Here is a 14,475-nt window from a genome sequence, read left to right as displayed (position 1 = left end):
CCACCACCAATCATCCGTTTCAGGCACCGGGAGGGGTCGGTATCAGTGCCGACCCCTTTTGGCATCAGGTCGGCTCAAGGCTGCCAATTGCGTTCCCGTGCCGCGCGCTCGCCTGCGGCATCAAGCGCGCCGCTTGCGGCCATGTCCTGCGCTGCGGCAAGCAGATCTGCCTCGCTACCGGCTTGCCGAAACTGGCCTGATGCCGCTTCGTCCAGGGCGAATTGCCGCTCGATCTTCCAGCCGGTATCGTCGCGGCAGGCGATTCCGCCTGCATCGGCTCCGCGCCAGGCACGGCAAAGACCGCCGCCCTGTCGCTCGAAACTCAGCAGGATGCGGGTATCGGCATCCAAGGATTGATTGGCGGCGAGCTGCGTGTCGAGCGCGGCTGCAAGCTTGCCACCCGCATAGCCTTCAGGCGTCTCGCCCTGCCACGGTTGCCACAGCGCCAGCACCAGCGAAGCTGCCAGCGCCGGCCCGGCAATCGTTGCCCAGCGGCGCAGGAACGGTGCAAGTCCGCGCTTTTGCCGCTCGGCAGCGAAGCTGACCACGTCGACGGTGTCAGTGCCGCGCTCGTCACCGCCACTCTCCAGCAACGCCGCGATATGCGGGGGCACTCCGCCTTCCGCAAAAGGCGCATAGTGCGCAGCAAGCCGCGCTTTCAGCGCACGGTGAGCCTCCACCTTGCGTGCGAGCAAAGGATCAGCGGCAATGGCTGCTTCGACCTGCGCCTTGTCCGCACCCTCAAGTTCGCCATCGGCAAAAGCGGCGATTATTTCGTCGGTCACCATCATTGCCCGTCCTCCAGCAGCGACAGCAGCGCGTCACGTCCGCGCACCAGCCGCGAATTGAGTGTTCCCACCGGGCACCCGACAATCTCGGCGGCTTCCTTGTATGAGCAGCCTTCAACCATCACCAGCAGCACTGCTTCGCGTTGTTCATCAGGAAGGCGTGCCATCGCCCGATCGACCATGCCAAGTTCGACCTGCGCTTCCTGCGCCCCGTCCGATCCGATCGTCAAACCGGCATCCGCGTCCACAAATGTCTCGCGCCGCCGCGACGTGGCACGTCTCTCGTCGATGAAGATATTGCGCATGATCCGATACATCCAGCTGTCGAGCCGCGTCCCCTCCTGCCACTGGTCACGGCGGGCAAGGGCGCGTTCGATTGTCATTTGGCACAAGTCGTCACCATCGGCCGGCGACCCGGCAAGCCCGATCGCGAACCGGCGCAGCCGCGGCAGCAGTTCCAACACCTGGTTCTCGAAGCGTATGGCCAGAGTATGTGCCTTTCCATGGATGAAACGAATGGCGCCGAGCGTTTCATCCATGCTTAAGACGAAAACGACGAATGAGGAATAATGAGACAGATCCTTCCCCCGATCCTTGCCGCGCTGGCGCTGACAGGAATGCTGGCAGGCCCGGTGGCAGCGCAATTGCAGGTGCCCGGATTGCCAGTGCCCGGCGTAGGCAGCGCGCTGGATGATCTCACCGACCGGGTCGGCGACACAGTGGAAACCGCCGACCGCACCGCCGCGCGCGAGGCCCGCCGCCTGCTGCGCTTGCGTGAACGGACGCTTGACCGATTGATCCAGCGGAACCCGGCTGTGATTGAACGCGATACGCAAGGCGATCTGGCACGTCGTGGAGAATTGCTGGCGATCGCTTCTTCGGCTGGCGATTTGCTTGCGTTGGAACAGGCCGGTTTCGGCATTCTCGCCCGCGAGGAAATCGAAGGATTGGCAGTTGCCGTCCACCGCCTCGCTGTGCCGAGCGGAATGCCGCTGGCAGAGGCTGAACGGCTGGCGAGCGGAATTGCCCCTGATCTTGAACTCAGCGCTGATCACCTGCATTTCGAGGCAGGGGGCGAGTCATCCCGGACATCAGCAACGCTGACCCCGCCGGGACTGGCTGCTGTGTCGGGCGCCACTATCGATTTGCCGGTTGGGATCATCGACGGTGCGAGCAGCAAGGCTGTGCCAGTCGCTGCACAAAAGGGCTTTGCGCGCGGCGCGCCGCTTGCCTCGGATCACGGTACGTCTGTGGCGAGCCTCCTGCATTTCACCGGCGCGCGGCGGCTACTTGTTGCCGATGTCTATGGCAGCGATCCGGCTGGCGGCAACGCGCTCGCCATTGCCAGGGCGCTCGGCTGGCTCGCTGCCAGTGGCTCCAAGGTGGTGTCGATCAGCCTCGTCGGGCCAAGGAACGCGCTGGTTGAACGCGCAGTTAAATCCGCACAGCAGCGCGGGGTTGTGATCGTTGCGGCCGTTGGCAATGACGGCCCCGCTGCACCGCCCGCTTTTCCGGCTTCGTATTCTGATGTGCTGGCCATCACCGGGGTCGATCGCAAGGGGCGCGCACTGATCGAGGCGGGACGTGCGCTCCATCTCGATTATGCTGCGCCGGGAGCCGACGTTCGCGCATTGGACGCGCGCGGGCGGAGCATGGTGCTGCGCGGCACCAGTTATGCTGCTCCGCTTGCTGCCGCCCGGGTCGCCGCAGCGATCGGAGGCGGCACAAATTGGCGCCCACGGCTCGATGCCGAGGCCCGCGACCTCGGCGCCAAGGGCCATGACACGACCTATGGTCGCGGATTGTTGTGCTCGGGCTGCGGCAAGAGAAAATGACATTTTTGGCAGCTGCCATGCATTAAGCCGCGTCGGCCATCCGTTTTCCTTTCGAGCGAGCACAAACACGAAGCTCGCTGAACAAATGAAAGGATACGGACATGAAGACGATCATTCTTGCAGCCAGTGTTTTTGCCTTGATCCCGGCAGCAGCCCAGGCGCAACTGCTCGGCGGGGGCGGTGGTCTCGGCGGCCAGATCGGCGGAACGCTCGGTGGGACGTTGCGCGGCACTATCAGCCCTTCCATCGGCAACACTGTGGATCGCACGACGCGTTCTGTGCGCAGCACTGTCGATGGCGATGCAGCTACAGGAGGCAGCCAGTCAGTTGACGCCCGCAATGGCCGCGTAGCTGCTGACCGCAGCGCCAATGGCTCGATCACCGGTTCGACAGCGAGCCTTGCCGATCTTGCCGTGCCGCAACTCGGCAGCGCGATGGGCAGTGCCAGCGGGAGCGGTTCGGCCAGCGGCAATGGCAATGCCAGCGCCCAGTTGATCGGCACCGACGCTGTAATCGGAACGATTGCTCCGGCTCCAGACGAGGCAAAGGGCTTGGCTGGTGATGCAGCGGGCCAAGCGATGGGCACGGCGGGCGGAATGGTCCAGAACGCGCCGATGCCCGGCATGATGGCTGTTCCGGCTCTGGGCAGCGTGACTGGTGGCGGTAGCGCCTCGGGTGAAGGCAATGGCTCTGCATCGCTGACCGACTCAATGCTGGCAGTCGCAGGGAGCGCCGCCGCGGCCGGTCAGGGTGCCGCCTCGGTTGCGCCCGGCATGCCGGTGATGACACCCGATGGCGCCTCGCTTGGCAAGGTTCGTGAAATCGTCGCCAATGGGCGCGGTGAAATTGAGCAGGTGGTGGTCAAGCAGGGCAAGGTCGCCCGCACGCTGCCGGCGGGCATGTTCAGCGCTTCGGGGGACGCACTGATCGCCGGGCAAGCGCAGGGCGAGACCGGTGCCGAACGTGCCGAACCGGCCCCCATGGATGGCGGCGAAGCTAAGTAAAGTTGCGATTATTGGAGCTGCTGTCCTGCCCCGATAGGGCGGCAACTCTCAGACTGGGGGCGGTTGCAGCCAAGCGACCGCCCTCTTTTTTGGGATGCGACGCTTCGTCCCTAAGGCTGCGGCCGTGTCAGCTCTCGTTCGGTCACCCCACTCACGCGGATCCTCAGCTTGGGTCATTGACGCCTGAAGTGGCTGCAAGAATGTATGTTAGGCGATCTCTTCATCGCAAAATGAGCAAGTTGTGTCAAAGCACAGCGAAATTTCAGTCTTTATAGAAAACTTATATGACAGTCGTGTTTGACGAAAATAAAGGTGTAATATCAATACCTGAAACACACTTGTAACTTTCGCACTTGCCTATTGTAGTTGGCCAAAGCACTATGACTGCGAGGTTGGGAGAGACCTCGAATAAGACTGGGGCACGGATATAATTCCGGCTCACTGCTGATTTGATGAAGGCGCAGGCCTATGATGTCCGCGTCAGGTCGTCTCCCTTTCGAAAAGGGGGAAGTGTATGAACGCGACTTTTCGTCAGAGCACCGCATTCGGAGCGATCGCAAGCATACTAGCCGCGATGCCCGCAACTGCTTTCGCCCAGCAAGCAACTGATGCGCTAGAGCAGCCCGCGCAGTCCGAAACCCGCACCATCGTCGTCACTGGCTCGCTGATCCGCGGCACTCCCCAAGACGCGGCTTTGCCAGTCGATGTCTACACGAACGAAGATCTCGCGAAACAGGGCGTGGATAGCCCGCTCGAATTCATCAAGGATCTTCCCGCCGTTGGCGCAGTCCTGGGTGATACCAACCAATTTTCGACTGTTGCGCAGGGTTTTCAAGGTGTCGGTTCGCTCAATTTGCGCGGGCTCGGGCCGCAGCGCACGCTGGTCTTGCTCAATGGCAAGCGGACGATCCAGACGCCCGGTGCAGGGTTTGTCGACACCCAGCTGATGCCGCTGTTCGCATTGGAACGGATCGAGATCCTGAAGGATGGGGCCGGGACGACCTATGGTTCGGACGCCATTGCCGGCGTCGCCAACTTCATCACCCGCAGCACGTTCACAGGGGTCGAGCTGCAGGGCAATTACACCTTCATCAATGGCTCGGACAACAACTACACGATGAGTGCGCTGGCCGGATTCGAGCTGGGGGATCGCGCTAATCTGGTGGTCGGCGCCGGGTGGCAGCACCGTTCGGAACTGCCGAATACTGCGCGCGATTTCACATCGCTCGACTATACGGTGAACCCCTCGGCCTATTCAGCGTTGTCAACGCCGGGATTGTTCGCAGTGAGCTATTTCGACACCGCCGCGGGCGCGGTTAATACACAAGTCCGCCCCGACCGCGGATGTAACGAGCTCGGTGGTTTTCAAGATGGAGCGATCTGCCGCTTCACCTTCATTCCATTCGACAACATCGTTGAAGACGAGGATCGCTATCAGGCCTTTGCACAATTTACCGTCGACCTCAGCGACCGAGTGCGCTTTCAAGCAGATGCGCTTTGGGCCCGTAGCGATCTGGAATCGATCAATTACTCCCCAGCCTTCCCGCCGACACAAGGGCCACGGGGATCAGGTTTTCAAAGCGCTTTTACCACGTCCCCGCTCAACCCGGGGCTGCCTGCCTTTCTCGCTCAGCAAGGCCTCCCGGCAAGCAGCCCGACCAATCCGATCGTAGCTGTTACCAATGTGCTCTACCGACCACTCGGCTATCTGGGTAATCCGCTCGACGAGGATCCTTCGCGCGGCGCTGGGACTGGTTTTGCGCTGAACGATGCGTGGCGCGTCAGCGGCGGCTTCGACATTGAACTTAGCGACACCTTGACGCTTGATATCGATGGGACCTTCTGGGAATCCAACCGTGATGCCGCAGCTCCGGGGATCATCGGATCGCGGTTGCAAGCCGCTCTCAACGGCTTTGGCGGACCTGACTGCACCGGCACCACACCGGGCGCAAATGGTTGCCTGTTCTTCAATCCGTTCTCCAATGCAGGCCCGTCCAACCCCACGCTCGGTCTCACTAATCCATTCTATGTGCCGGGCGCCGAAAATACCTCTGAGCTAGTTGGGTGGCTGCAAATCCCCAACGGGACATCGGAGCAGGAAACGCAATTCGTCATCGACGCTGTCCTCTCGGGAGATACGGGTTTCGAGCTTGGCGGCGGGGCGGTGGCGTTCGCGGTCGGGTTCCAATATCGTGATACAAGTTTCAAAAGTCGTCCGCTCAACAATGAGTCCAATCTCGACTTCAATCCCTGCTTCATCGAAGGGGACACAAGCTGCGTCGGCACCACGACCGAAGGTGTCGGACCATTCATCTTCCTTGGTGGGTCGCGCCCAATAGATCTCGGCCAGAACGTCTATGCCTTCTTCGGCGAAGTGCGCTTGCCGGTAACCGAGCGGCTGGAACTGCAAGGTGCGATCCGGTTCGAGGATTATGGCGGTTCGGTGGGCTCGACCGTCAATCCCAAAGGATCTGCACGCTTCGAGGCGACCGATTGGCTGACCTTGCGTGGTTCGGTCGGGACCACCTTCCGCGGACCGATACCCTCGCAAGTCGCCCCGATCTCAGTCACGGCCTTGCAGGGCTTCACTGCTGCCGGGGGCAACTTCAAGTCGCTCGATATCTTTGGCAATCCCGATGACCTCGGCCCGGAAACCGCCTTCACCTACAATATCGGTGCGATCATCAACGCGCCGCTAGGGGCGGGCAACGTGATCTTCAGTGTCGATTACTGGTCGATCGATCTCGATGACCAGATCACCACGACGCCGGGTGATGCGATCGCCAGCCTGGTGGCCAACGGACAGACCACCGGCACACTGCCGGTCGATTGTTCGAGCCCGCTGGCGGGCCTCATCACGTTCAGCGGCAATCAGTGCATTCAGGGCACCACCACCGGCCTCGACATCAGCCGGGTGCGGACCGACGTCGTCAATGGGCCAGGGGTGAAAGTGGCGGGGCTTGATTTCTCGCTGACCTTCAACGTGCCCGTCGCAGATCAGATCGATCTTTCTTTCGGCGGCAATGCGGTGTGGAATCTAGACTTCAGCTTTGACGAGTTCGTCATCGATGGCGTGGTGGTTCAGGAGAGTTACGACGCGATCGGCTTCGGCAATTACTTCCGTGATCCCAACACCGTCCCCGAATGGCGCGCCAACGGCTTCGTCAACGTGAATTACGACATTTTCAACCTGCGCTATGGGGTTACCTATATCGACGGGGTGACGGATGATCGCTGCGTCGGCCGCGATCCTTGCTTCCAGACCTCCGCTGGCCCGACCGATTTCGGCATCGATAGTGGTTCATTCACGGAGCACGATATTGGCCTGACGATCGACCTCGATCTTGGCGGGGTTGAAACCCAGTTCCAGGCATCGATCGAGAACTTCACCGATGCCGAACCGGCAGCGGCGCAGTTGCCGCTTGGCTTCAACCCCTTCATCGGCAACGCCATCGGCCGCAGATATCGACTGGGCCTGCGGACTCGGTTCTGATCAGATCGGACTGCACGGGGTCAGCGGCCCATTCGCTGGCCCCGGTCGTTCGTAAGCCCCGTCTGAGCAAATGCACTGGGTAGATTGATGACCCGGCTTCTGGAGGTTACATCAAGGGGCGACGTTCAGCATTCCGGCACAAGAAATGAAAATGGATCCTGCCCTAGCGGCAGGAATCCACCCAGTTTCGCCATTAGCGAAAACAAGCTAAACGCCCGCAACCATACCTTCCAAATCGAATAATAGCGCTACGTAGACGCGTCTATGCCTACGTTCCCGCTGGAATCATAATCTGCGGCTCTTCCGCTGTTCTGCGGGCACCACTGCCATAACCCCGCTAAGGCCGTAGATTGAAGGTAGAGATGGAGCTGCGGCTGATGGCGGCTTAGGGGTGGGGTCCAACCAAAACCCGGCGTTTGGGTTACGACCCCATACCAGCCATTCCCAGCTGCCATAAAGGTAAGCCTTAATCCGACCCCTAGCTAATGCTTACGGTCTCAACGTTCGACGATGTCCTTTGACATCGGCGCAAGCTTCGCAAGCAGGCGGTTCTGTGCCGCGAACGGCACGCCGGCTTCGCGCATCGCGGCTTGCAGGTTTTCGACCAGCGCGTTGAGATCGGTTCTGGTCACGCCCATTCCGGCGTGCGCGGTGCGCATGTCGCGGCCGGTGTAATCACAGCCCGCACCGAGCAGATAGCAGAACTGTTCGTCCAGCGTTCGCTTCAGCCGCACCATGTCTTGCGCGGCGAAGATATCGGCGATGCGCGGATCGGCCTGACTCATTTCGACAGTGCGGATCGCGATTCGACGGATGCCTTCGCGTCCGCCGAAATCGGCGACCAATCTTGCGCTGTCATAAGGCTTGGCGCCGGCGTTGGTATCGCTCTGCGTGTAAGGATCGACCGGCAGTTCACCCGTCACGGGATCGCGCACTTTTTCTTCGACCCCGAACTCGGCATCCCAATCGGTGCCTTCGGCAGGCGCTTGTTGCAGCACCATCAACAGAGCGGTGGCAGCGGTCATCAGCATCGGGAAGGCTCCGGAAAATTCATCAGAATGCGACTTGTGCGGACACAAACCCGCCGCGCTGATCCGAGAAAGTGGCGATCGAACCCAGGTCGACATAGGCCGCCGTCAGAGTGACATTGTCGGTAAGCGCGTAGGCAGCGAACAGATCCATCCAATCGTCTTCGCCCAAGCCAAGATTGTCGGACTTGCTGCGATATTCAGCGCCGATCACCGCGCGGCGCGACAATTGATAGCCGAGCGAGCCTTCGAATTGCAGTTGATACCCCCGGCCAGCGGCCGCGCCGAAGCCGAGCAAGCCGAGCTGATTGGCCTCGGTGAAACGCGCAGTCGCGTTGATCAGCAGGCTGTGGGCCAAGAGCAGCTTGGTAGCGCTGATGGTGTAGTCCATGCCGTCATCATCAGCAGCACCCAATGCGCGCACGATAGCGCCATCGCGATTGCGTTTGTGTTCGATCCCGACCGCAATCTGCGGCAACCAGGTTTCGCCATAGACGAGATCACCCGCTACCCGCATTTTTGCGCCGACCACTTCCTGACCGAAGGTAAATCCTTCGCCAAGCCCCAGCAGCGCGCCGGCATCACGGGTGTCGAAATCCGCCCGTGCGAACGACAGCTCCAGCCGATCGCCGATGCCAATCGCGACGCCATAGGAACGCCAGCCGAACTCAGGCAATTCGATCGCAGTGGCATGGCCGGATACTCCGACCCCGCCGCCTGTCTGCCGGCCGGCAATGGTGGCCCAGCGCGCGATTCCGCCCCCCGAAGCGCCTTCGACCGTGGTGATCCCGTTGGTCAGCAGCAACTTCCCCCTCTTGAATGCGCGCAACTTGCCGATCCGAAAGCCGTCATCGCCGAGCGCGCTTGTTGGCCCAAGCGGTTGCAATGCACGCTGCGTGGCTGATCCAGTACCGGCCGCCAGTGGCACAGCGGCAGTCTGCGGTTCTTCGAACTGTTCACTATCGAGCACGGGCGCATAGGCGATTTGCGGCGCTTGCGTGGCCCGATCATCCGCTGCGGCAGATCCGGCCGCAGCGTGGCACAGGCTCAGGAGACAGGTGGCGAGCAACGTCATGGTGCTGGGCGTTAATGGCACAAGGTAAATAGCGCCTAAACCAGCGGGGGACGGTTTTTTAAGGGGTTCAGGTTAGTTCCAATGCCCTGATATGGCCTTTCGCAGTTTCCCCTATTTCTTGTCGGCACTTACCCTTGCTGGCGCAGCGGCGCTTGCTGGCGGCGCATTCGTTGTGCAGGCTGCAGCCGGTGCAAGCGTGAGGGTGCAGGTTGTCGACGTCAATGGCATGCCGGTGCGCGATGCGGTGGTTGAACTGCACCACGCTCGCGGTGCTTCCGGCCCGATCCGCTTCCCTTGGAAGATGGGCATGGCTCAGAAGGGCCTGCAATTCACACCGGGCACATTAGTAGTGGCCCAAGGCAGCACCGTCGCCTTTCCCAATCTGGATCAGGTGCGCCATTCGATCTACAGCTTTTCCAAGCCTGCGCGCTTCGAGATCGATCTTTACGGCCGCGATCAGACCCGCACGCAAAGCTTTCCGATTACTGGCAGCGTGAAGCTGGGATGCAACATCCATGATGATATGCGCGGCTACATCCGCGTTACCGACACGCCGTATGCAGGCAAGACCGATCACAATGGCTATGTCATTCTGGCCGGGATGGCCGCGGGTAACGCCAGCATAACTGTGTGGCATCCACAATTGCGTAGCCCCGCCAATGAAATGAAATCCGCCTTCAACGTGAGCGGCGCGGCGCAGGTGCACAAGATCAAGGTGACCTTGCGGTGATCCACGAGCCGACTGCGCCTGCAAATTTGGCAAAGGCATTGAACCGGCTCGCCAAGCTGCGGTTCGGTTCACTGCGGGCGCGCATCGCCGTGCTCTATGCCTCCTTGTTTGCGGTGGTGCTGGCACTTGTGGTGACGTTGGCAGGCAGCGGCCTGTCGCGCTTTGCCGAGACCAGCGCGGCACGCGATCTGGCAGCCAATGCTCGGGTGTTTGACGAAATTCTCGCGGCGCGTGCCCGGCAGATGGGCGATCAGGCTGGTGTATTGGCGCGTGATTTCGGGTTTCGCGAAGCCGTGGCAACCGGCGATGCGCCGACGATCGCCAGCGCTCTGAGCAGCCTTCAAAGCCGGGTTCGCAGCGACGCCGCCTTTGTGCTGACTCTCGATGGCGAGGTGCTCGCCGCAGATGCCAGCGCCGCTCCGGCAGCCGCCGATCTGTGGGCGCGGCTGGATGCTGGCGAAACTCGCGGGATTATCAAAGGCAAGGATGGGCTTGCATTGGCAGCAGCCGCACCGATTGAAGCGCCCGATCTGATCGGATGGCTGGTGATCGCCCAACCACTGGACCGGGCCGAGCTGGATCGGCTGGTCGAACTTGCCCCGATTGCGCTTGAAGCGCAGGTGGTGGAAGCCTCCCGGCAACCCGGTTGGCTGCAAGCCGCCAACACCGGCGACGTGTTCGAACGCCAAGAAGGCGAGCGGCTGCTTTACCATGTGTCCGACCTCACTGTGCTTCAGGAAGGCGTCGCTCCCCGCCTCGTGCTGAGCCATTCGCTGACAGAAACACTTGCTGCCTATTCCGGCCTCAAGTGGCTGCTGGCTGCACTGGCGGTGGGCGGGATTGTGCTGGTGCTGGGGTTGAGCTGGCGGGTGGCGCACAGCGTGACCCAGCCTTTGCAGCAGCTTGATGCGGCCACCAGGCTGATCGGCGAAGGGCGCGAAGTCGTGCTCAGCATTACGACCGATGATGAGATCGGGCGGCTCGCCAGCAGCTTCAATCACATGGCGACCGCGATCGAGGAACGCGAACGGCAGATCATTCATGTCGGTTTGCATGACGGGTTGACCGGCCTGCCCAATCGCAAATTGTTCACCGAACAGCTGGCCAACACGCTGGCGCGCCGCCGCGATGGCGAACAGGTGATGATCGCCTACGTCGATCTTGATGACTTCAAGATGGTCAACGACACGCTCGGCCATCCAGCAGGTGATACGTTGCTACGTGCGGTCGCCGACCACTTGCGCGAAGATCATCCAGATGCGCTAATCGCGCGGTTGGGCGGCGATGAATTCGCGATCCTCGTCGATGGCATTGCCGAAGGCGATAGTCTGGGCGGCATAGCTGACGCGCTGCAACGCTGCTTTGGCCGATCAATGACAATCAACGGACAGGCCGCGACCTGCGGTGCCAGCATTGGCATTGCCATGGCCCCGGGCGATGGCAACGACGGCGTCACTTTGATGAAGAACGCCGATCTCGCGCTCTACCGTGCCAAGCACGAAGGTAAATCGACCTACCACTTTTTCGAACCTAGCCTCGATGATGCCGCCCGTCGCCGGCGCCAGCTGGAAATCGACCTGCGCAGCGCAATTCGCGATGGCGAATTCGAGCTTCATTTTCAGCCGCTTTATTGTGTCGCAGAACGCAGGCTGACCGGGTTCGAGGCGTTGATCCGATGGAATCACCCGACCCGAGGCCAAGTCAGTCCGGTCGACTTCATTCCTTTGGCGGAAGAAACCGGCCTGATCATCCCGATCGGCGAATGGGTGATCCGTGAGGCGTGCCATCACGCCAGCACATGGCCCGATGATGTCTCGGTCGCGGTGAATGTCTCGCCCAAGCAGTTTACCGCTACGGGGCTTGCCAGCACCATACTTCAGGCGCTGGCTGCCAGCCGACTTCCCCCTCAGCGGCTCGAACTGGAAATCACCGAGAGCATCTTCATCGCCGATATCGATGCGACGCTGACGACGCTGCATTCCTTGCGCAATCTAGGCGTGCGGATAGCGCTCGATGATTTCGGAACGGGCTATTCCTCGCTGAGTTACCTGCGTTCTTTCCCGTTCGACAAGGTCAAGATCGATCGCAGCTTCGTCGAAGACCTCGGCACCAACGGCAATGGCCATGCAATTATCCGTGCGATCACCACGCTGGCCGATGCGCTGGGGATGGAGACGCTGGCTGAAGGGGTGGAAGAGATCGCCCAGTTCGAAGTGCTGGAACGTGAAGGTTGCCGCCACATTCAAGGGTTCCTGTTCTCGCGGCCAGTCCCTGCCATAGCCGTCGCCGGCTTATTGAGCGACGGGGCGGGCTACCAGCGTCAGATCTGCGCCTAATTCTCTGGTCAATCCTCCGCTCTGTTCGAGTAAGCTTCCGTTCGGCCTTCGACGCAGTTGCAGACATCACCGGAAAAGAGGTTTCGCAACCAAACCAAGCGCAAGAAAAGCGAATAGAAGCGCTACGTAGACGCGTCTATGTCTATGTTCCCGCTGGAATTATAATACGCGTTTCGGGGGTTCGAGTCCCTCCTCCGCTACCAACAAGCCATTGAATATCATAAAAATTCATTATTAGACGCAGCATGGCAGAAATGCCGTGCTGCATCTTCTTGCGCGCTTTCCGCCGCAGTGAATCGATGGCGTGCCAGAATGGCGGAACCTGATTGTTGGGGCAGTGTTGCGTCAGCCACCGCCTCGCGGGGCTCCGCTGAAAGGACGGGTTGAATGGCGCAGCACATAACAAATACTGCACAATCCGACCACGCCGGTCTCGAGGAGCATAAACTAGCGTCGCATCCATGGAGACGAGTCCAACCGGGCTGCAACCGATTACCAGCAGCCGCGCCATTTTCCTGTTTCCGAAAGATCAGGTGCGGTGCTACTGGCTGCTTTGACCGGCAGGACGGGGATCGGCCGTTTCGGGTCACGGAATATATCCCAACATGATTTTTGACCGGGTGAAGCCGCTGGATGCCATCTTGGCCGCGGCTCGCAACAAGTCCCTGAAGCGCACCATGAGTGGGCTGCAATTGATGCTGTTCGGTATCGGCTGCATCATCGGCACGGGCATCTTCGTCCTCACCGCCGCTGGCGCGCAGAAGGCGGGGCCGGGCCTGATGCTGGCGTTTGGCGTCGCCGGGCTGATCTGCATCGTCGCAGCGCTGTGTTATGCAGAGATCGCCTCGACCATTCCGGTCTCGGGATCGGCCTATACCTACACCTACGCAACCATGGGCGAGTTTCTGGCGTGGACGGTGGGCTGGGCGCTGGTGCTCGAATACGCCATTGCCGCAAGCGCGGTTTCGGTCGGCTGGTCGGGGTATTTTACCGGCACGATCCTGAACGAAACTTTCGGTGTTCAACTGCCAGCATGGCTATCCGGAGGGCCGCTTGTGCTCGGCGGCGTGGAGGGCGGGGTTATCAATCTGCCCGCGCTCGCCATCGCCCTGCTCGTCACCTTGCTGCTGGTGATCGGAACGAGCGAGAGCGCGAAGGTCAACGCGGTGCTGGTGGCGATCAAGGTCACGGCGCTCACGGTCTTCATCGCGCTGACGCTGCCTGAGGTCGAGGTCGATCGGTTCAATCCCTTCCTTCCCGCAGGCGTGTTCGGCGGCTGGGGAAGCGGCGTGGGCGCGATCGGGGCGGCGGCGACGATCTTCTTCGCCTATGTCGGTTTTGACGCTGTTTCGACTGCGGCGGAGGAGACCAAGGACCCGCAACGCAATGTGCCGATCGGGCTTGTCGGCTCGCTCTTGTTCTGCACCTTGTTCTACATCGCGGTCGCCGCTGGCGCGATCGGGACCATCGGCGGGCAACCGATCATGGGGCCGGGGGGAATTCCCTTCCCCGCAGGTTCCGAGGAACTCGCCCGTCAGTGCTTGCTGCCGCAGCATGCCGCCGCGCTGGTGTGTTCGGACGAAGCGCTCGCGCATGTGCTGCGCCAGATCGGCTGGTCCGGCGTGGGGAATGCGCTGGGGTATGCGGCCTTCATCGCCCTGCCTTCGGTCATTCTGGTGCTGCTGTTCGCGCAGACCCGCATCTTTTTCGTCATGAGTCGCGACGGCCTGCTCCCCGAAGTCCTCAGCCGGGTGCACCCCAAGTGGCACACGCCGCACGTGGTGACGATCATCACCGGCAGCGTGGTGGCCTTCGCCGCGGCGTTTCTGCCGGTCGGCAAATTGGCCGATATCGCCAATGCCGGAACGTTGTATGCCTTCGCCATGGTGGCCGTCGCTGTGATGGTTCTTCGCAAGAAGCGGCCTGACGTAAAGCGTCCGTTCCGGGTTCAGGGGCTGTGGTTCGTCGCTCCGGCCACGGTCGCCGGATGCGTCTTCCTGTTCCTCAACCTGCCGAGCGATGCCATGATCGTGCTGCCGGCGTGGACGGCCGCCGGCATACTGTTTTACTTCGCTTACGGTCGGCGCCGGAGCCATCTGGGGCAGGGCATCGTCGAGGTTGTCGATGACATCGAAGGGGATGAAACCCTCATCCCGATTGATCCGCCTGCCAGCTGAGCGCAATCG

Annotated in this window: 10 protein-coding genes; 6 read left to right on the top strand and 4 right to left on the bottom strand. The window is 61.2% G+C overall.

The window, feature by feature from the left end; translation table 11 throughout:
* Positions 1 to 74: 74 nt before the first annotated feature.
* Positions 75 to 791: an anti-sigma factor family protein gene (locus J3454_RS12715; protein WP_349514147.1), complete on the bottom strand. Its 717-nt coding sequence runs from the start codon at positions 789 to 791 to the stop codon at positions 75 to 77.
* Positions 788 to 1,270 (bottom strand): RNA polymerase sigma factor, encoded by a 483-nt coding sequence (locus J3454_RS12710; protein ID WP_349514585.1) that lies wholly within the window; start codon positions 1,268 to 1,270, stop codon positions 788 to 790. Before J3454_RS12710 ends, J3454_RS12715 begins: the two co-directional genes overlap by 4 nt.
* 87 nt (positions 1,271 to 1,357) lie before the next feature.
* Here J3454_RS12710 and J3454_RS12705 point away from each other — a divergent pair, with 87 nt between their 5' ends.
* The 3 genes from J3454_RS12705 to J3454_RS12695 all read left to right on the top strand — a co-directional run bounded on the left by J3454_RS12705 (position 1,358) and on the right by J3454_RS12695 (position 7,120).
* A complete protein-coding gene (locus J3454_RS12705) occupies positions 1,358 to 2,623 on the top strand; it encodes a S8 family serine peptidase (protein ID WP_349514146.1) in 1,266 nt (421 codons plus the stop codon).
* A gap of 101 nt (positions 2,624 to 2,724) precedes the next feature.
* Positions 2,725 to 3,627 (top strand): hypothetical protein, encoded by a 903-nt coding sequence (locus J3454_RS12700; protein ID WP_349514145.1) that lies wholly within the window; start codon positions 2,725 to 2,727, stop codon positions 3,625 to 3,627.
* A gap of 514 nt (positions 3,628 to 4,141) precedes the next feature.
* The gene (locus J3454_RS12695; protein WP_349514144.1) at positions 4,142 to 7,120 is read left to right on the top strand and encodes a TonB-dependent receptor domain-containing protein; all 2,979 of its coding nucleotides are present in this window, start codon (positions 4,142 to 4,144) and stop codon (positions 7,118 to 7,120) included.
* Between the two features lie 497 nt (positions 7,121 to 7,617).
* On the opposite strand, the gene J3454_RS12690 is transcribed toward J3454_RS12695, so the two are convergent.
* Positions 7,618 to 8,151, bottom strand: a complete 534-nt coding sequence (locus tag J3454_RS12690) for a group I truncated hemoglobin (protein ID WP_349514143.1) — start codon at positions 8,149 to 8,151, stop codon at positions 7,618 to 7,620.
* 22 nt (positions 8,152 to 8,173) lie between these two features.
* Positions 8,174 to 9,223, bottom strand: a complete 1,050-nt coding sequence (locus J3454_RS12685; protein ID WP_349514142.1) for a DUF3034 family protein — start codon at positions 9,221 to 9,223, stop codon at positions 8,174 to 8,176.
* A 91-nt stretch (positions 9,224 to 9,314) separates the two neighbouring features.
* On the opposite strand from J3454_RS12685, the gene J3454_RS12680 reads away from it, so the two are divergent.
* The 3 genes from J3454_RS12680 to J3454_RS12670 all read left to right on the top strand — a co-directional run bounded on the left by J3454_RS12680 (position 9,315) and on the right by J3454_RS12670 (position 14,466).
* Positions 9,315 to 9,953: a cupredoxin domain-containing protein gene (locus tag J3454_RS12680; RefSeq protein WP_349514141.1), complete on the top strand. Its 639-nt coding sequence runs from the start codon at positions 9,315 to 9,317 to the stop codon at positions 9,951 to 9,953.
* The gene (locus J3454_RS12675) at positions 9,950 to 12,289 is read left to right on the top strand and encodes a putative bifunctional diguanylate cyclase/phosphodiesterase (RefSeq protein ID WP_349514140.1); all 2,340 of its coding nucleotides are present in this window, start codon (positions 9,950 to 9,952) and stop codon (positions 12,287 to 12,289) included. The genes J3454_RS12680 and J3454_RS12675 overlap by 4 nt, the downstream gene beginning before the upstream one ends.
* 605 nt (positions 12,290 to 12,894) lie before the next feature.
* Positions 12,895 to 14,466, top strand: coding sequence for an amino acid permease (locus J3454_RS12670; protein ID WP_349514139.1), 1,572 nt, complete (start codon positions 12,895 to 12,897; stop codon positions 14,464 to 14,466).
* Positions 14,467 to 14,475: the final 9 nt, after the last annotated feature.

It is taken from the genome of Erythrobacter sp. NFXS35 (assembly GCF_040148725.1).
Taxonomy (GTDB): domain Bacteria; phylum Pseudomonadota; class Alphaproteobacteria; order Sphingomonadales; family Sphingomonadaceae; genus Erythrobacter.
Note: the sequence above shows the minus strand (reverse complement) of the source record. Positions and strands in the feature narration are given on the sequence as shown.

Coding starts and splice junctions, on each gene's coding strand:
- J3454_RS12715 (WP_349514147.1), bottom strand. CDS start 791: ATGATGGTGACCGACGAAATAATCGCCGCTTTTGCCGATGGCGAACTT.
- J3454_RS12705 (WP_349514146.1), top strand. CDS start 1,358: ATGAGACAGATCCTTCCCCCGATCCTTGCCGCGCTGGCGCTGACAGGA.
- J3454_RS12700 (WP_349514145.1), top strand. CDS start 2,725: ATGAAGACGATCATTCTTGCAGCCAGTGTTTTTGCCTTGATCCCGGCA.
- J3454_RS12695 (WP_349514144.1), top strand. CDS start 4,142: ATGAACGCGACTTTTCGTCAGAGCACCGCATTCGGAGCGATCGCAAGC.
- J3454_RS12690 (WP_349514143.1), bottom strand. CDS start 8,151: ATGCTGATGACCGCTGCCACCGCTCTGTTGATGGTGCTGCAACAAGCG.
- J3454_RS12685 (WP_349514142.1), bottom strand. CDS start 9,223: ATGACGTTGCTCGCCACCTGTCTCCTGAGCCTGTGCCACGCTGCGGCC.
- J3454_RS12680 (WP_349514141.1), top strand. CDS start 9,315: ATGGCCTTTCGCAGTTTCCCCTATTTCTTGTCGGCACTTACCCTTGCT.
- J3454_RS12670 (WP_349514139.1), top strand. CDS start 12,895: ATGATTTTTGACCGGGTGAAGCCGCTGGATGCCATCTTGGCCGCGGCT.